The organism is Granulicatella sp. zg-84, from assembly GCF_010892375.1.
In the GTDB taxonomy this organism is placed as follows: domain Bacteria; phylum Bacillota; class Bacilli; order Lactobacillales; family Aerococcaceae; genus WM01.
Genome location: NZ_WNJX01000018.1, coordinates 18,914 through 37,086, shown reverse-complemented (window position 1 = coordinate 37,086; position 18,173 = coordinate 18,914). Strand labels below are relative to the sequence as shown.

Below are 18,173 nucleotides of genomic sequence, written 5' to 3'. Positions count from 1 at the left end.
ATATTAGACATAGGCAATTTCTCCTTATTATTTGGTGGTACTTTTAATTTAAGAGAAAATTGCCTTTTTGTCTACATAAAATTAGGGTTGCTGGCTTATGCCATCAACCCTAAAAATTATACAGCCTAAATTATATAGTTAACTCTAACAATTACGATTTGTTGTGCTATAATGTAAATAAATTTATGGATAAATATTGTGGGAGGTATGTAAAATGTACGGAAAGAGGAATGTATTGGGTGAAAGAGTACGTAAGTATGCTATAAAAAAATATTCTATTGGTGTTGTTTCGGTTTGTGTAGCTTTTGGGGTTTTATTTATAGGGTGTAATGAATGCGTTTACGCAGTTGAAAAAAATATGGTTGATGTGACTGAAAATACTGAAAATAAAAAAACTTTAGAAAAAGAGTTGTTAGACAAAAAAAGTTTACACAATAATGATGATAAAATTCCTGCAAATATTGATAATAATGTAAATGATGTAGAGAATAGAGAAAAAGAAACTGCATTAGAAACCTCTTTAGAAAACCATTCTTCTTTTAGAATGGCAAATGTGGATGTGAATGATGTAAAAGCCATTATTCCATTAGATAATGAAGGAAATATTAATGAAACTATTAGTAATGGTACAGTGGATAAAGTTTTAGTGATAAAAAATGATGGAACAATTACAAAAGAAGAAGCAAATGGTTCTTATGCGTACGAACCAAAACAAGTTGTAGATGATAACCAATTAGTTCCAGCTATTGAAGCGTTTAAAGAAGTTGAATATGATGATTTATATACTATATTGCAACCAAGAGTTCGTTTTTTAGAACAACTTCAAATTCAAAATGATTTAAAAAAAGAAATCGGACGAGAGCCTACAGGAAATGAATTGAATGCTCGTATTAAACAAGTATATATGGATAAGTTGGATATGAGACACCAATTTGAACATGTAAAAGATAATATCGAAAATACGATAAAAGGACTTGTCGAGCGTTCTGTTCAAACAGATATGAATAAAATTATAGAGAATAAATCTCAGATTTTATTAGGTTTATCTTATTTAGAAAGACAATATCCTTTTAAATTTGATACTATAAAAGCAAAAGATTTAATTTTGTATCATCCAGAAATATATGGTACAAAAACCGATCCATTGGATAGATTGATTGATATTGGACGTCTAACCTATGCTGATGTTGAATTATCAAATACAGATAAAACATATGAGAAAAGAATCAAATCTATTACAAAGCAAAATACAATTTATGACTTTATTGTAAATCATGTTAAAATGTTTGAACCAAACTTGACACCGAGCGATTGGTTTAAACAAAATACAAATGTGATAATTGTTGAATCTGAGAGTCCTTATGCAGATTCTAATTTATTCAAGAAGATGTCACATGATACACGGTTACGCTCACATTTAATTCCGTTATTAACGGTTAATGAAAAAAGTTTATATGCAATTAGTACTATGAGTACGGTTACTTACGGTTTATTGGATTCATATTTAAAAGATAAAACAGATGAGGTGGCATTTGAGTCTTTCAAAGAAATGATGAAAGAAACAGCTGTTAAACAAGAAGCCTTTGTCGATTTTTGGTATCGTATTAGTGAAAAAAAAGATAGATTATTTGAAGGAAATGATATTTTAGTTATTGATACGATGAGAAGATATAGTGATAATCCAACTGAATCAGGGAAACAATCATGGTTGCCGTCGTATGGTGAAAATAGTGTAGATGGTATTCGTCAGTTTATGGCTCCATTTAGGTATCATTTAGATTTTTTACAAGCAGATGGACAAGCTACTGGGGATATAGTGAATCATTTTTTAGCAAAAACATTAACCGATAGAGGACAATCTGTTTATACTCATGAAATCACGCACATGCTAGATCAAAAAGTTTGGTTTAATGGATATGCCAGACGTGAAGGTCAGGGTGTTGAAGTCTATGCTAGAGGTCTATTTGAGTCATTAAATAATACAAAAGGTGCTTCTGGTTATGAATCAATTTTTAATTTAAATACCACGTATGAATTACGTGGAGAGGGACGAACACAAAATGAGTCGCCTAATCGTTTTCAAAAAGAATCTGATTTAAAAGAGTATATGCAAGGGATAATGGATGTTTTGTATACATTAGACTATGCAGAGTCTGAATCTATACTCAAACAATCTAACGATAATAGAGCAATTTTATTAAATAAAGTAACACTTATACCAGATGCAAAGAGAACAAACCAAGTAAAAGACAGCTTTTCAAATATTGATGAAACAACAGCAGGAAGTTTGACATCTATCAATGATTTTATTGATAAAGGTATTGTATCCGGTCGATTAGCTTTTAAAGGGCATCAAACTGTTGGAGAAGCAACACCAAATGGATATCATGTTGTTCCACTTTTTGAGCCAATATATGCAGGTGTTCAAAATGATGTCGGTTCAGTAGGTGATGTTACGTTTAGACGTTATGCCTACGAATTGTTGGCTGAATATGGGTATAAAAACGGGATGATTCCATATCTATCTAATCAGTATGCCAATGATAAAGAAGCTTTGGCAGCTATTTTAGATAATGCTTATCAGGGAAATTTAGCTATATTTAAAAAAGATATGTTTAAACGCCGTATTGAAAAAGTAGATCAATTAAAAGAAACGCCATATTTTAAAAAATATAGTGAATTACAGACATTAATGGATGAAGCAATTGTTAAAGATTTAGAGCAGATGAAGAGAAATAAACAATATGGACAAAATATTTTGATTGGGGTTACTGCTGTTCATGATTTAAAACAAAAAATATTTGAATTTTATTTAAACGACACGAGTGATTTTAGAAATACTATCTACAAAGAAACCGTTTACGGCAAAGACATTGAAGAAACTCGTGAAGATATTCCGATTACGATTACTCACCGTGAAGACGCAAACCTTTGGGAAGATGAAACAAGAACAGAGGTTGGGGAATTAGGTGTAAAGCTTATTACAAAAATATGGATAACCGAAAACGGAGTGCGATTAGGAGAGCCAATCATCGTTTCTAAAGTTGAAAAAGCAATGGTACCTACTGTTATATATAGAGGAACAAAACCAATTGACAGTGAAACTGTTACAGAAACAGAAGAGGACATTCCAGTTACGATAAAAGAAGAAACAGATGCGACAATGTATACAGATGAAGTACGAACGGAAGAAGGGCGAGCCGGACTAAAACGTGTGAGAAAAGTACAACATTTTAAAAAAGGCGTTGCTTTTGGAAAACCTGTTGTAACCGAAGAAGTGATAAAAGCAATGGTACCTACTGTTGTGTATAGAGGAACAAAACCAATTGACAGTGAAACTGTTACAGAAACAGATGAGGACATTCCAGTTACGATAAAAGAAGAAGCAGATGCGACAATGTATACAGATGAAGTACGTACGGAACAAGGGCAAGTAGGATTAAAACGGGTAAGAAAAGTACAACATTTTAAAAAAAGCGTTGCTTTTGGAGAACCTGTTGTAACCGAAGAAGTGATAAAAGCAATGGTACCGACTGTTATATATAGGGGGACAAAACTTAAAGACCAATCGGAAATAATTGAAAATATGCCATTTACGGTTGAAACGATTGAAGATAATACTTTGACTATTGGAACAAGAATTGTAGAACAAGTAGGGAAAGTTGGTAAAAAACGTACTTATATTGTTAATGGTGTAGAAAAAGAAGAGGTTATCATTCAACCTGTAATTGAAAAAGTACGAATTGGAACAAAAAAAGTAGTATCTATGGAGAGTATCGCTTCAGTTGTATTGTCTGATAAAAAGGAAATTTATTTAAACAAAAAAATAATAAAAAATGTTGAACAAGAAGTATCTAAAGATAAATTATTACCAAAAACAAATACTGAAAATATCCCAATAGAGATAGGTTGGTTGTCTTTATTTACTAGTTGGCTATTGTATATAATTAGAGTGAAAAAAGAAGATTAGTTTAGATGATGAAAATGATGTGTATCAAGTGGAGTAACCATTTGGTACATTTCTTTTCTTTTAGAGTAAAGTTAAAAGTTATGTTGGTACAAAGTAGAGATATATAATATGTATTAAACTTAAAAGAATAAAGGTACCTATTTTTAAAAGAAGATTTTAATTGGATAAAACATCGATTTATCAATGTTTTTACGCACCATGAGGGAATCGAACCCCCATTTTAAGAACCGGAATCTTACGTGATATCCATTACACTAATGGTGCTAGACTAGTATCAGTTTACTGAATTTTTATAGTAAATTCAAGTTAAAAATATTTAAGCGTTATATAACAGGTTGTTTTTTGTTTATAGAACTGTTACAAAAAATTGTGACAGATTTATCATACTTTTTATATTTTTTATAAAAAGCTAAAAAAATATATGTTTTTAACAGATAAAAGACTTGATTTTATTTTACATAGCTGTACTAATTGTGATACAATAACTGTATCAATAAGTAATATACTTTTGTTAAAAACATCACAAGAAGGAGAATGAAAATGGCACAAACAACAAAAGAATTGTTAGCTGGATTTGAAGATAAACAATGGGCTGGTTTTAAAGGAACAGCTTGGAAAGAAAATATTGATGTTGCACAATTTATTCGTGATAACTATACAGAATATAAAGGGGACGAGTCTTTCTTAGCAGAAGCAACAGAGGGTACAAAAAAATTAAATAAAGTATTCCAAGATTTACTTGCTAAAGAAGTTGAAAATGGCGTTGCAGATATGGAAGAAAAAGTCGTATCAACGATTTTAGCTTACGATAAAGCCTACATTAGTGATGAATTAAAAGATTACGAAAAAATTATTGGTTTACAAACAGACAAACCATTAAAACAAGGTTTAAATCCTTTTGGTGGTGTGCGTATGGCAAAACAAGCCTTAGAAGCGTACGGTTATAGTTTAGATAAAGAAGTAGAATCAATCTTTACAGATTGGGTACAAACACATAACCAAGGTGTATTTGATGTTTATGATGATTCTATTCGTAGAGCACGTCGTAACAAAATCATTACAGGTCTGCCAGATGCTTATGGTCGTGGACGTATTATTGGTGACTATCGTCGTGTTGCGTTGTATGGTGTAGATTTCTTAATGAAACAAAAATATCAAGATTGGAAAAATCTTGAAAAAGAAACTTACACTGATGAAGAAATGCAATTACGTGAAGAAGTTTCAAAACAATATCGTGCTTTAAATGACTTAATCAAATTAGGGGATTTACACGGATTTGATTTACGTCGTCCTGCTCAAACAGCACAAGAAGCTATTCAATGGACTTATTTAGCATTCTTAGCAGCAGCAAAACAAACAAATGGTGCGGCAACATCACTAGGACGTATGGATGCATTCTTTGATATTTATATTGAACGTGATTTACAAGCTGGTTTAATTACAGAGCAAGAAGCACAAGAATTTATTGATCATTTTGTAATGAAATTACGTATGATTCGTTTTGCACGTACGCCTGATTTTAATGATGTGTTCTCTGGTATGCCAACATGGGTAACATTATCTATTGCAGGTATGAATAATGATGGACGTTCATTAGTAACAAAAACAGCATTCCGTTGCTTACATACATTGTATACAATGGGTGAGTCACCAGAACCAAATTTAACAATTTTCTATAACGAAAAATTACCATTGGCTTATCGTCAATATTGTGCACAAGTATCTATTGATACATCTGCTATTCAATATGAAAATGATGCTGTTATGAGTATGAGATTAGGTTCAACTGATGCTGCGATTGCATGTTGTGTATCTCCATCTGTTATGGGGTTAGAGCATCAATACTTTGGAGCACGTTTCTCTGGACCAAAAGCATTATTATATGCTGTATCAGGTGGTATTGATGAAAAAACACGCGATCAAGTTATCGAAGGTTTAGAACCAATTACCTCAGATTACTTAGATTATGATGAATTGATGGAAAAATTAGATAAAGTATTGGATTGGACAGCTAAAACGTATATGCGTGCATTGAACATTATTCATCGTTCTCATGACCGTTATGCGTATGAATCAAGTCAAATGGCTTTATTAGATACACATCCACATCGTTACTTTGCAACAGGTATTGCAGGATTAGCGTTAGTAGGAGATATGTTATCAGCTGTTAAATACTCAAAAATCCGTATTATTCGTGATGAAACAGGTTTCCCAGTAGATTATGTTGTAGAAGGAGAACAATTCCCAACATTTGGTAATAATGATGACCGTGTTGACTCATTAGTAACAAACTTCTTACATGATTTCATGGAACGTTTACGTAAATTACCAACATACCGTAATGCAGAGGTAACAACATCTATTTTAACAATTACATCAAATATTGTTTATGGAAAATCTTTAGGAAATGTATTCACAGGTTCTAACCCAGAAATCGTAGGATACCGTGAACCATGGACACCAATCGCACCAGGAGCTAACCCTCAATATAATTCTGTTAAATCAGGTGCTTTAGCTGCACTATCATCAGTTGCGAAAATTCCATTTGATGATGCAAAAGACGGTAGTTCATATACATTTGCTATTCATCCAAAAGCGTTAGGACGTGATGATAGTGATCGTCGTGCGAATTTAGCAACAATGTTAGATGGATACTTTGTGAAAGGTGGACATCACTTAAACGTTAACGTATTAAATCGTGAAAAACTAATTGAAATTTTAGAACATCCAGAAGAAAATCCACATGCTGTATTACGTGTATCTGGATATGCATTGTACTTAAATAAAGCAACAAAAGCACAAATTGCAGATATTTTAAATCGTGTTATTCACAATCAATTCTAATCTGTGTGTGATGAAAAGCTGTAAGTCTTTCTTGCAGCTTTTCTGTTTATTATGATAAACTAATTGTAAAGAAATCAAAGAAAAAGGAGGTAAGCGCATGACTGTTTTAGGAAGGGTTCATTCAACAGAGAGTTTTGGTTCTGTTGATGGTCCGGGTATTCGTTTTGTAGTTTTTATGCAAGGGTGTCATTTGAGATGTCAATTTTGTCATAATCCAGATACTTGGCGACTAGGTCAAGGAGGACGTGAGTGGACGGCAGAAGATTTATTGAATGAAGCATTAAAGTATAAAGAGTTTTGGGGAGAACGAGGGGGTATCACGGTTAGTGGCGGAGAACCTTTAATTCAAATTGATTTTTTAATTGAATTTTTTAAATTGGCAAAAGAAAAAGGTGTCCATACGACATTAGATTCTTGTGCAGCTCCATTTACATTTGATGAGCCATTTTTTTCAAAATTTAATGAATTATTAAAATATACAGATTTGATTCTATTGGATATTAAGCAAATTGATGATGAAGAGCATAAAATATTAACAGGACGAAGTAATCAAAATATTTTAGATGCGGCAACATATTTGTCTGAGGTAAATCAACCTGTTTGGATTCGCCATGTCTTAGTACCAGGTGGTTCGGATAAAGATGAATTGTTAGTACGATTAGATAAATTTGTGAAAACATTGAAAAATGTGAAAAGGGTAGAAGTGTTACCTTATCACAAGTTAGGTGTCTATAAATATGAGGTGCTAGGTATTCCGTATCCTTTAAAAGATGTGGAGCCACCTACACCAGATCGTGTAGAAAATGCTAATCGCTTATTACATTGTAAAGATTATACAGCTTATTTATCTATGTGAAAAATAAGTGTATAGATGATAAAAAGATATGTTGAGGTATATCAACATATCTTTTTTTGGAAATGTAACGGTATTTTGGCATTAGATGACAAGATACAGTATAATGTATAGAATAGGATAAAAGCTCCTCATGAGATAGTAAAAAGAAAGATAGTAGATAGAGGTTTCAGTGATGACAAATGGTATTTTTTTACAAGGTTCAAAACGTGCGATTATTTTGCAACATGCTTATACGGGTACACCAAATGATGTAAGGCTTTTGGGCACGGCACTTCATAAATTAGGATATACAGTCTATATGCCTTTATTATCTGGACATGGTACAAAAGATATGCGGGCTATTTTAAACAAAAATCCTAAAATGTGGAGAGAAGATACGAAAAAAGCTGTTCAATTTGTTTTGGATAAAGGGTGCGCACAAATTGCTATTTTTGGATTATCTCTTGGAGGAATGCTGGCTTTAGATATGTTAACGCAAAGTCATCCGTTTATTATAGGAGGAGGGTCTTTTAATTCTCCTGTTCCGTTGGATGACAGCTCGAAAGTCGAAGAACAGTTTATGGTTTATGCAAATCAATTTTATGATGAAACAGTTATTTCCGATAAGGAGGAATATTTGTCTGATTTAGTTGAAAAAATACCGGTGCAGTTGGAGCAAATTAAGATATTATCTGAAGAGATAGCACAGTATTTAAATCGTATTGATGTACCGGTGTATATTGCTCAAAGTGGAGCAGATGAATTGATTGATGCTCGTATTAGTGAACATATGGTTCGTCAAATAAGTTTTGCACCTGTTGAATTTGTATGGTTTGAAAAAGCAAAACATGTTATAACCATTGGTGAAAGTCGTGTGGCATTTCAAAATAGTGTGATTGATTTTATTGAGAAATTAGATTGGGAGGTGATATAGGTGAAAGAAAAAATTTTATCTCTTTTAGAAGAAAAAGCAATGACTGTTAAAGAAATATCAGAAGTATTGCACCAAACAAGTGCTTTAGATTTTAAAGCATTGGTAAAGCAATTATCTGAATTAGAGAGAAAAGGTCATTTAATATTTTTAGATAGCGGTAAATTGAGTTTACCTTTTAAGCATAAAACATTAACGGGTGTTTATCGTGCAAATGAAAGAGGCTATGGGTTTGTGAGTGTTGAGGGGATGATGGAAGATATTTATATTCCAAAAGGATACCAACAGACTGCACTTTCTGGAGATAGGGTTGTTATTGAGATTATTAAAGAAGCCGATATGTTGGAGAAAAAAGGTATGGAGGGGAAAGTTCTTTCTATTGAGCAACGTCAGTTGACAAGAGTTGTGGGAGAATATGTACGTTACTCAAACCACTTAGCAGAAAAATATGGCTATACGGGATATGTTTTACCAACTGAAAAAACTTTATCAGATATGACATGCTTTATTTTACCGATAGGGTTAGATGCGGTTGATGGAACAATTTGTGTAGTTGACATTACACAATATCCAACATTGGACAATCCTAAAAGTTTAGAGGGAGTTATCATAAAAGAAATTGGATTTAAAGATGCTCCGGGTGTTGATATTTTAACGATTTTGCATCAACATGGTATTCCTACAACATTTCCAGAGGATGTGCTAGAACAAGCAGAGCGTATTGCATTAACATTGAGTGAAGATGATTTAAAAGGAAGAAGAGATTTAAGACAAGAAACGATTATTACGATTGATGGAGCAGACGCAAAAGATTTAGACGATGCTATTTCTTTAAAAATATTAGAAAATGGGCATTTTCAATTAGGTGTGCATATTGCAGATGTATCGCACTATGTTACAGAAAATAGTCCTCTTGATTTGGAAGCTTATGACAGAGGAACGAGTGTGTATTTGACCGATAGAGTGGTGCCGATGTTACCACAACGTTTATCAAATGGTATTTGTTCATTACATCCTGATGAAGACCGCTTAACAATGTCTTGCGTGATGGAAATAGATATGTCTGGTTGCATGCATCATTACGAGATTTTTCCTAGTGTCATTTGTTCTAAAAAGCGAATGGTTTATGATACAGTAAATGCAGCGATTGTCGAAGGGAACAAAAAAGCAAGAGAAGAATATGCTCCTTTTTTACCGATGTTAGAGCAAATGCGTGAGTTACATTATGCCTTGTACCATTTACGTAGACGTAGAGGTGCGATAGACTTTGATACGAAAGAAGCAAAAATTTATGTTGATGACAATGGAGCACCAACCGATATTGTACTTAGAACGAGAGGGTTAGCCGAGCGAATGATAGAATCGTTTATGCTTGTAGCAAATGAAACGGTTGCGAAGCACTATATGGATAAAAAATATCCGTTTATTTATCGTGTCCATGAGCAGCCAGCAGAGGAAAAAATGCAACGATTCATGGAATTTTTATCTGCTTTTGGTGTGACGATAAAAGGTACAAGTGAAACCGTGGATGCTAAAGCGTTGCAAAAAGTATTATCGGATATTGAAGATGAACCTTATGAAGCTGTTGTATCTACGGTATTATTACGTAGTATGAAGCAAGCAAAATATGATGCAGCACCATTAGGGCATTTTGGTTTATCCACAGATGAATATACACATTTTACTTCTCCAATTAGACGTTATCCAGATTTAATTGTGCATCGTTTTATAAAAAAATATGAAAAAGAAAAACCGCTAAAAAGTGATTATGATATGCTAGAGCAACGATTAGAAGATATAGCACATCAAAGTTCTTTAATGGAAAGAAGAGCTGTTGAAGCAGAGCGAGATACGAATGCATTGAAAAAAGCAGAATATATGCTCGATAAAATAGGACAGGAATTTGGTGGCGTTGTTAGTTCGGTAACACGATTTGGTATGTTTGTTGAATTGGAAAATACGGTTGAAGGACTTATTCATGTGTCTAAAATGAGTGATGACCATTATGAATTTATTGAAAATCATTTGTTGTTGGTTGGCACAAGAACGGGTAAAACGTACCAAATAGGACAGCAAGTAACGGTAAAAGTAACAAAAGTTGATATAGATACACATGATATTGATTTTGAAGTCGTTTTATCGGAAAAAGAGAAAAAAACAGCGAAAAGAATGACAAAAGCTAAAAAACAAAAAGGAAAGCAACAAACAAAAAAATTTGTAAAGAAAAAACGTAAGTAGGTGAGTGTGTGCCAAAAGGTGAAGGAAAAGTAGTTGCAACAAATCGTAAAGCAACGCATGATTATCATATTGAAGATACATTAGAAGCAGGAATGGTTCTAACTGGAACGGAAATAAAATCTATTCGTAATGGACGTATCAATTTAAAAGACGGTTTTGCAAGAGTGCAAAAAGGAGAGGTATTCTTACATAATGTACACATTAGCCCATTTGAACAGGGGAATATTTTTAATCATGAGCCATTACGAACAAGAAAATTATTGTTGCATAAGCAACAAATTAAACGATTGGAAAAAGATGTCAAAACAATCGGGTATACATTGGTCCCATTAAAAGTTTATTTAAAAGATGGTTATGCCAAATGTTTAATCGGATTAGCAAAAGGGAAGAAAAATTATGATAAGCGTGAATCGTTAAAACAAAAAGATATAAAACGTGAAACAGATCGAATGATGAAAGTGAGGTAGTAGATGTCAGTAACATTTTATTTTATGCGTCATGCAGAAACGTATTTAAACAAATATGAACGAATGCAAGGGTGGGCAAATGCTCCATTAACAGAAAAAGGGATTTTAGATTGTATAGCGAGTGGAAAAGGATTGGCAATGACATCATTTGATGCAGTGTATACGAGTGATTTGCAACGAACAAAGGATACAGCAAAATTGATAATGGCTCAAAATAAGGTGTCTAAGTCTATGCCTTTTATTGAAAAATCAGAATTTAGAGAAGTATTTTTTGGTAGTTTTGAAGGACTATATGCACCAGAAGTGTGGCAGTCATTACGTCATTATGCAAAAAAAGAATACGATATTGACGTTTTAACAAGAGAAAATCAACTTAATTTTTTGCACGAAATGGATAGTACAAAAGATGCGGAAGATTATATGACATTTTGGTTGAGAATTGAAAAGGGGCTGTATGATTTATTAGAAAAACATAAAGAAACAAATGATACTATTTTAGTTGTTAGCCATGGTTTTGCATTGAATGTGATGATGCAAGGTATTATTCCAGACTATACCTATTCAAGTCCGCTACTGAATGCGAGTGTAAGCAAAATTATTTATGAAAATGGACAATTTCATTTAGAGTATGTGAATAGTATTGACCATTTCGTTTATTAAATAATTAGAGAAGATAAAAAAATGAAAATGATAATTATTTTCAGAAAAAAGTTGATTTAACAGCTATGAAACGCTTGCACAAAAAAGAAGCGAATGCTATACTATAAAAGTAAATAACGAAAGGCAGGGATAACTATGGATAAAGAAACAGTAACAATTTATGATGTAGCAAGAGAAGCAGATGTTTCAATGGCTACGGTCTCTCGTGTTGTCAATGGTAATCCAAATGTAAAAGCAGCGACTAGAAAAAAAGTATTGGAAGTTATTGACAGATTAGATTATAGACCAAATGCTGTTGCTCGAGGTTTAGCAAGTAAACGTACGACAACAGTAGGGGTTATTATTCCAGACATAACAAATTTATATTTTTCTGCTTTAGCAAGAGGAATTGATGATATTGCTGCAATGTATAAATATAATATTATTTTAGCTAACTCAGATCAAAGTCATGTAAAAGAAATGCAAGTATTAAATGCGTTATTAGCGAAACAAGTTGATGGTATTATTTACATGGGCTATGATTTAAATGATGATTTACGTTCAGAAATCATGCGTTCAAAAACCCCTGTTGTGATTGCCGGTTCAGTAGATCCACTAAATCAAATTAGTAGTGTTAATATTGATACAGTTGAAGCAGTTAAAGAAGCTGTGTTGAAATTGATTGATAATGGAAATAAACGTGTGGCATTTGTGAGTGGCCCACATATTGAACCAATTAATGGTGTGTATCGTCTAAGAGGGTATAAACAAGCTTTAGAAGAAAAGGGATTACCTTACGATGATACATTAGTTGTGGAATCAGAATACTCTTACAAAGAGGGTGAAAAAATCATTTCTCATTTACAAGCAAGTGGTGCAACTGCTGCTATCGTTGGGGATGATGAAATTGCGGTAGGTATTTTAAATGCTGCTTTAGCAAGAGGTATTAAAGTACCAGAAGAATTAGAAATTATTACAAGTAATAATTCTAAATTGGTACGAATTGTACGTCCTGAATTAAGTACAATTATGCCACCATTATATGATATTGGTGCTGTATCTATGCGTCTATTAACAAAAATTATGAGTAAAGAAACCGTAGAAGATAATGCGATTGTTTTACCATACAAAATGAGATATAGAGGCACAACAAAATAAGAAATAAAAAAGATCTATCTTCGGGGTAAGGTGTAATTCCTAACCGGCGGTAAAGTCCGCGAGCGCAAGCAGAACTAGTGAAATTCTAGTACCGACAGTTAAAGTCTGGATGGGAGAAGAAAAAATATTATTTTTATGAAGATGGATCCTTCTAGGAGGATTACAATGAAAGTAAGAAAATTAACAACGTTGGCAGTTTTGATTGCTGTGACAATTATTTTATCAAAAATTGAGATACCTATTATACCGTATGCAACATTTTTGAAACTAGATTTTAGTGATACTGTTGTCTTTATTGCGGGATTATTGTATGGGTATTCTGGATTATTAACAGTAGCTATTGGAAAGGGCTTATTATTGTTATTAACAGGCTCAGATATGATTGGTGCTGTTGCCAGTATTTGTGCCACAATCATATATGTAGGAATATTCTATATTCTTTACAAAAAAAATAAACATATTTTATTGCCAAGTATATGTAGTACATTGACATTAGCGATATGTTTATCAGCGTTAAATTATGTGGTGTTTATCCCTTTATATGAAACTGTATTTCACATGGAATTGGGTAATACATTGATGTTAGTATTAACAGCAGTACTTCCTTTTAATTTGATTAAAGGAATTGCTTTATCAATCGTGAATAGTATACTGGTAAAAAACAGTAAACGATTTATGATGTAGTATATTATTTATCAAAACGTTTAATAGCACCAGTAGGACAGTTGATATAAGCGTCTTTAAACGAAAACATGAGTGATTCGGGTATGTGAGTCTGTCTATCGTACAGACTATGCGCAATTCCTTCGTCATCATAATAAAAAAGTTTTGGTGCTTTTAGTTGGCATAAGCCGCATGCGATACAGTCTTCTTGACAAACATCGTAAAACATAAGGTAAACTCCTTTACTTTATCATGGATTTATCATACTATAAAAATAAAGATATGTATATAATTTGGAGGAATAGACAGTGGAACATAATGAAGAATTTGAACCGTTAGAAACAGTAGAACAAGAAGCGTTAGAACAATTAGAAGATGATACAGCAACTAGAGTAGATGAACCTTGGTCACATCGCTTTGAGAAAAAAGAAAGACCTACAACACGAAGTGCAAAAAATCATGCTGACCCAGAAGCTTCTTTATACACAAAAATTATTTTTGTTGTTTTAGCTATTTTAATTGTTGTTGTTCTTGGTTGGATTGGTTTAAAAACATTAGGTATTGGAAAACCTGCTGGAGAAGTGACAACATCTCCAACACGTGTATCTAAATTAACAATTCAAACAACAACGACAGAAACAACTAAAAAATCTGATGAATCGGCAACAACGACCACAACAGCTGATAATAAAACAACAACGACTACAACGACTGCAACAGAACGTAAAGAAACAACTAAAGCAAATAATAGAGGAAACAGAAGTACAACGACATATTCTGTAAAATCAGGCGATACATTGTATAGCTTGGCAAGAAGATTTGGTATGACAGTTGATGAAATCATGTCTTTAAACGGTTTATCATCTGATAGATTGAGTATTGGACAAAAATTATCTGTTTACGAAAACTAATGATAAAGCGATAGTTACTTAGTAACTATCGCATTTTTATGGAGAATGAACATGTCAAAAAAAATATGTGTGGCTATTGATGGTCCAGCATCTTCTGGAAAGAGTACGGTAGCTAAAAGAATTGCAGAAAAATTTAATTATATTTATTTAGATACAGGAGCAATGTATCGCTGTATTACTTTATCTGTATTGTCTAATGATATTGATATGCAAGATGAACAAGCGGTATCGGCACATTGTCAACAACAAGATATCCGGTTTAGTAAAAATATAGATAATCAACAAATTGTTTTATTAAATGGAAAAGACGTTACATCGGCTATCCGTCAGCCAAATGTGGCGGAAAATGTGTCTTTAGTTGCTTCTTATGAAGGTGTACGTACGGATTTGGTTGCTAGACAAAAATCGTATATTGCACAAGGCGGCATTGTTATGGACGGTAGAGATGTTGGAACTGTTGTTATGCCTGAAGCAGAGTTGAAAATTTTTATGGTTGCTAGTGTAGAAGAGCGTGCACGTCGTCGTCATGAAGAAAATAAGCAACGCGGTATCCATTCTTCTTTGGGGGAATTATGTCAACAAATTGAAAAAAGAGATAAACTTGATGAATCAAGAGTCATTGGTCCATTGAAAAAAGCAGAGGATGCGATTGAGATTGATACGACATCATTAACGATTGATGAAGTTATTCAACAAATTTCTGAATATATTGAAATGATACTAAATTGAGTCCCCCATAAACGTATATTACCCCTTAAATTCAAGAAAAACCTTTTAAAATATAGACTGTCTTAATAAAAAGTGGTATAATGTTCGTAAATATTGTTCTTTTTTAAGAACGTTTGAGCAGTGCTCGATTATAGGAGGTTTATATTCATGTCAGAATTTTTAAATGCCATGGAAGAAGCATTAAATAATGTTTTAGATGTTAAGGTTGGCGATTTAGTACAAGGTGAAGTGTTGACACTTCAAGACAACAAACAAGTGATTGTTGGTATTTTAGGTGCAGGGGTTGAAGGTGTTATTCCTGCGAAAGAATTATCAACTGAACCAATTGATAGATTGGAAGAAATTGTAAAAGTTGGAGACGTATTAGATTTAGTTGTTATTTCAACAATTAAAGATAAAGAAAACGGTAGCTATTTACTATCAAAACGTCGTGTTGATGCTAGAAAAATTTGGTCAGAAATTCAAGAAAAATTTGAAAATAATGAATTAGTTGAAGGGACTGTTAAAAACACTGTAAAAGGTGGTTTAACGGTAGATTTAGGTGTTCGTGGCTTCGTACCAGCTTCTTTAGTGTCTGAATTCTTTATGAAAGACTTATCTCAATTTAAAGGGCAAACATTAACATTTAAAATTGTTGAATGTGAACCAAGCGAGAATAAATTGATTTTATCTCGTAAAGAGGTTGTTTTAGCAGAAAAAGCAGAAAAAATGGCTAAAGCTTTAGAAACATTAGAAGTTGGAAGTGTTGTAGAAGGGACAGTATCTCGTTTAGCCAAATTTGGTGCGTTTATTGATTTGGGTGGCGTAGATGGTTTAGTACATATTTCTGAAATAGCACACGGTCATATTAGAAAACCGTCTGATGCATTAACAGTCGGTGAAACAGTAAAAGTAAAAATTTTAGATATTACTGAAGAAGGACGTGTTTCATTATCTATTAAAGAAACAGTACCTAGTCCATGGGATATTGCTTTAGAAACATTTAAACAAGGCGATGTTGTAAAAGGAATTGTGAAACGCTTAGTTGACTTCGGTGCGTTTGTAGAGTTACTTCCTGGTATTGAAGGATTAGTTCATATCTCACAAATTTCACATGAACATATTGCTGTACCGCATGAAGTGTTACAAGTTGGCCAAGAAATCGATGTGAAAATTAGAGAAATTCAAGAAGATGAAAAACGTATTTCATTAAACATTAAAGATTTAATTGAAAAACCAGTAAAAGAAAAAGAAGTCGTAGAAGAAGTTGTTGAAGAAGAAGTACCATATGATGTGACTGCAGATAACACAACAGTAACATTAGGTGATGTATTAGGAGAACAATTAGCGTCTTTAGAAAACGAATAATATGAGCGAAAAGATGGGAGAACATCTCTCATCTTTTTGTTTGAATGAGTGAAAATATACCATTATAATAACAAAGAAAAACAAAAGAGGTGAGAGAATGAAAATACCGACGATTGCGATAGTAGGTAGACCAAATGTTGGGAAGTCAACCATTTTTAATCGCTTAGTGGGAGAAAGAATTTCAATTGTTGAAGATATTTCTGGTGTGACAAGAGATAGAATTTATGCAAGAGGAACATGGCTAGATAAGCCATTTAATGTCATTGATACGGGTGGTATTGAATTGAGTGAAGAGCCATTTATGTCACAAATTAAACATCAAGCAGAAATTGCGATTGATGAAGCAGATGTGATTATTTGTTTAACGAGTGTACGTGAAGGTGTGACTGAAGCAGATGAATATGTTGCACGTATTTTACATCGCTCTCATAAACCGATTATTTTGGCGGTTAATAAAGCAGATAATCCAGAACAAAGAAATGAAGTATATGAATTTTATAGTCTAGGATTAGGCGATCCATTTCCAATTTCTGGAAGTCATGGATTAGGATTGGGAGATTTATTAGAGGAAGTCTTTAAAAAAGTTCCAGTTGACGATACAGATAAGGACGAAGAGAACAAAATTCGTTTTAGTTTTATTGGACGACCAAATGTTGGTAAATCATCATTAGTAAATGCTATTTTAGGAGAAGAACGAGTAATTGTATCGAATGTTGCTGGAACAACAAGAGATGCGATTGATACAGAGTTTACAGATGAAGATGGTGATATATTCCAAATGATTGATACTGCCGGTATACGAAAACGTGGTAAAATCTATGAAACAACAGAAAAATATAGTGTTTTACGTGCGATGCGTGCTATTGATCGTTCTGATGTCGTGCTAATGGTTTTAAATGCAGAAGAAGGTATTCAAGAACAAGATAAAAAGGTTGCCGGTTATGCCCATGAAGCAGGAAAAGGTGTTATTATTGTTGTGAACAAGTGGGATGCCATTGAAAAAGATAATCATACAATGAAAAAATTTGAAGAAGAAATCAGAGGACATTTTTTATACTTGTCTTATGCACCTATTGTATTTGTGTCTGCAAAAACCAAACAACGTTTGCATACTTTACCAGCATTGATAAAACACGTTAATGAAAATCAATCATTACGCATTTCTTCATCATTATTGAATGATGTTTTATTAGATGCAGTGGCAACAAATCCAACACCAACAGATAAAGGTAAACGATTAAAAATTTATTATTTAACACAAGTAGCAGTAAAACCACCAACTTTTGTTGTTTTTGTAAATGACAAAGAATTGATGCATTTTTCTTACGAACGTTTCTTAGAAAATCAATTAAGACAAACATTTGAGTTTGAAGGAACACCTATTCGTTTAATTACACGAGAACGTACATAAAACGCCATATTTTTACAAAAATATATATAA

14 protein-coding genes, 1 tRNA gene and 1 riboswitch are annotated in these 18,173 nt (G+C 32.9%); of the genes, 13 read left to right on the top strand and 2 right to left on the bottom strand.

The window, feature by feature from the left end; genetic code table 11:
- The first annotated feature begins 214 nt into the window (after positions 1–214).
- Complete coding sequence (locus tag GMA06_RS05505; RefSeq protein WP_163561957.1) at positions 215–3,970, top strand: ZmpA/ZmpB/ZmpC family metallo-endopeptidase; 3,756 nt, start codon at positions 215–217, stop codon at positions 3,968–3,970.
- Positions 3,971–4,162: 192 nt separating this feature from the next.
- Here the strand turns inward: GMA06_RS05505 and GMA06_RS05500 are convergent.
- Positions 4,163–4,234 (bottom strand) — tRNA-Arg (locus GMA06_RS05500).
- Between the two features lie 276 nt (positions 4,235–4,510).
- Between GMA06_RS05500 and pflB the strand changes: the two genes are divergently transcribed.
- From pflB to GMA06_RS05460, 8 genes are all read left to right on the top strand, one after another.
- Positions 4,511–6,814: a formate C-acetyltransferase gene (gene pflB, locus GMA06_RS05495; protein WP_275896931.1), complete on the top strand. Its 2,304-nt coding sequence runs from the start codon at positions 4,511–4,513 to the stop codon at positions 6,812–6,814.
- A 97-nt stretch (positions 6,815–6,911) separates the two neighbouring features.
- Positions 6,912–7,670: a pyruvate formate-lyase-activating protein gene (gene pflA / locus GMA06_RS05490; RefSeq protein ID WP_163546767.1), complete on the top strand. Its 759-nt coding sequence runs from the start codon at positions 6,912–6,914 to the stop codon at positions 7,668–7,670.
- 172 nt (positions 7,671–7,842) lie between these two features.
- Positions 7,843–8,583, top strand: coding sequence for an alpha/beta hydrolase (locus GMA06_RS05485; protein ID WP_163546742.1), 741 nt, complete (start codon positions 7,843–7,845; stop codon positions 8,581–8,583).
- A complete protein-coding gene (gene rnr / locus GMA06_RS05480; protein WP_345940876.1) occupies positions 8,584–10,818 on the top strand; it encodes a ribonuclease R in 2,235 nt (744 codons plus the stop codon).
- 8 nt (positions 10,819–10,826) lie between these two features.
- Positions 10,827–11,285, top strand: a complete 459-nt coding sequence (gene smpB / locus GMA06_RS05475; protein ID WP_163546743.1) for an SsrA-binding protein SmpB — start codon at positions 10,827–10,829, stop codon at positions 11,283–11,285.
- 3 nt (positions 11,286–11,288) lie between these two features.
- The gene (locus tag GMA06_RS05470) at positions 11,289–11,945 is read left to right on the top strand and encodes a histidine phosphatase family protein (RefSeq protein WP_163561956.1); all 657 of its coding nucleotides are present in this window, start codon (positions 11,289–11,291) and stop codon (positions 11,943–11,945) included.
- Positions 11,946–12,080: 135 nt separating this feature from the next.
- Positions 12,081–13,082, top strand: a complete 1,002-nt coding sequence (ccpA, locus tag GMA06_RS05465; RefSeq protein ID WP_163546745.1) for a catabolite control protein A — start codon at positions 12,081–12,083, stop codon at positions 13,080–13,082.
- Between the two features lie 12 nt (positions 13,083–13,094).
- Positions 13,095–13,207, top strand: a riboswitch (FMN riboswitch).
- A 40-nt stretch (positions 13,208–13,247) separates the two neighbouring features.
- Positions 13,248–13,766: an ECF transporter S component gene (locus GMA06_RS05460; RefSeq protein ID WP_163546746.1), complete on the top strand. Its 519-nt coding sequence runs from the start codon at positions 13,248–13,250 to the stop codon at positions 13,764–13,766.
- A gap of 4 nt (positions 13,767–13,770) precedes the next feature.
- On the opposite strand, the gene GMA06_RS05455 is transcribed toward GMA06_RS05460, so the two are convergent.
- Positions 13,771–13,974 carry a ferredoxin gene (locus GMA06_RS05455; protein WP_163546747.1) on the bottom strand — a complete coding sequence of 68 codons (204 nt, stop codon included), beginning with the start codon at positions 13,972–13,974 and terminating at the stop codon, positions 13,771–13,773.
- Positions 13,975–14,053: 79 nt separating this feature from the next.
- Here GMA06_RS05455 and GMA06_RS08625 point away from each other — a divergent pair, with 79 nt between their 5' ends.
- From GMA06_RS08625 to der, 4 genes are all read left to right on the top strand, one after another.
- Positions 14,054–14,656, top strand: a complete 603-nt coding sequence (locus GMA06_RS08625) for a LysM peptidoglycan-binding domain-containing protein (RefSeq protein WP_163561955.1) — start codon at positions 14,054–14,056, stop codon at positions 14,654–14,656.
- 51 nt (positions 14,657–14,707) lie between these two features.
- The gene (cmk, locus tag GMA06_RS05445; protein WP_163561954.1) at positions 14,708–15,385 is read left to right on the top strand and encodes a (d)CMP kinase; all 678 of its coding nucleotides are present in this window, start codon (positions 14,708–14,710) and stop codon (positions 15,383–15,385) included.
- A gap of 147 nt (positions 15,386–15,532) precedes the next feature.
- Positions 15,533–16,732: a 30S ribosomal protein S1 gene (rpsA, locus tag GMA06_RS05440; protein WP_163561953.1), complete on the top strand. Its 1,200-nt coding sequence runs from the start codon at positions 15,533–15,535 to the stop codon at positions 16,730–16,732.
- Positions 16,733–16,829: 97 nt separating this feature from the next.
- The gene (der, locus tag GMA06_RS05435) at positions 16,830–18,143 is read left to right on the top strand and encodes a ribosome biogenesis GTPase Der (protein ID WP_163546751.1); all 1,314 of its coding nucleotides are present in this window, start codon (positions 16,830–16,832) and stop codon (positions 18,141–18,143) included.
- Positions 18,144–18,173 lie beyond the last annotated feature (30 nt).

Coding starts and splice junctions, on each gene's coding strand:
- cmk (WP_163561954.1), top strand. CDS start 14,708: ATGTCAAAAAAAATATGTGTGGCTATTGATGGTCCAGCATCTTCTGGA.
- GMA06_RS05485 (WP_163546742.1), top strand. CDS start 7,843: ATGACAAATGGTATTTTTTTACAAGGTTCAAAACGTGCGATTATTTTG.
- GMA06_RS05460 (WP_163546746.1), top strand. CDS start 13,248: ATGAAAGTAAGAAAATTAACAACGTTGGCAGTTTTGATTGCTGTGACA.
- pflB (WP_275896931.1), top strand. CDS start 4,511: ATGGCACAAACAACAAAAGAATTGTTAGCTGGATTTGAAGATAAACAA.
- ccpA (WP_163546745.1), top strand. CDS start 12,081: ATGGATAAAGAAACAGTAACAATTTATGATGTAGCAAGAGAAGCAGAT.
- der (WP_163546751.1), top strand. CDS start 16,830: ATGAAAATACCGACGATTGCGATAGTAGGTAGACCAAATGTTGGGAAG.
- GMA06_RS05505 (WP_163561957.1), top strand. CDS start 215: ATGTACGGAAAGAGGAATGTATTGGGTGAAAGAGTACGTAAGTATGCT.
- GMA06_RS05455 (WP_163546747.1), bottom strand. CDS start 13,974: ATGTTTTACGATGTTTGTCAAGAAGACTGTATCGCATGCGGCTTATGC.
- pflA (WP_163546767.1), top strand. CDS start 6,912: ATGACTGTTTTAGGAAGGGTTCATTCAACAGAGAGTTTTGGTTCTGTT.
- rpsA (WP_163561953.1), top strand. CDS start 15,533: ATGTCAGAATTTTTAAATGCCATGGAAGAAGCATTAAATAATGTTTTA.
- GMA06_RS05470 (WP_163561956.1), top strand. CDS start 11,289: ATGTCAGTAACATTTTATTTTATGCGTCATGCAGAAACGTATTTAAAC.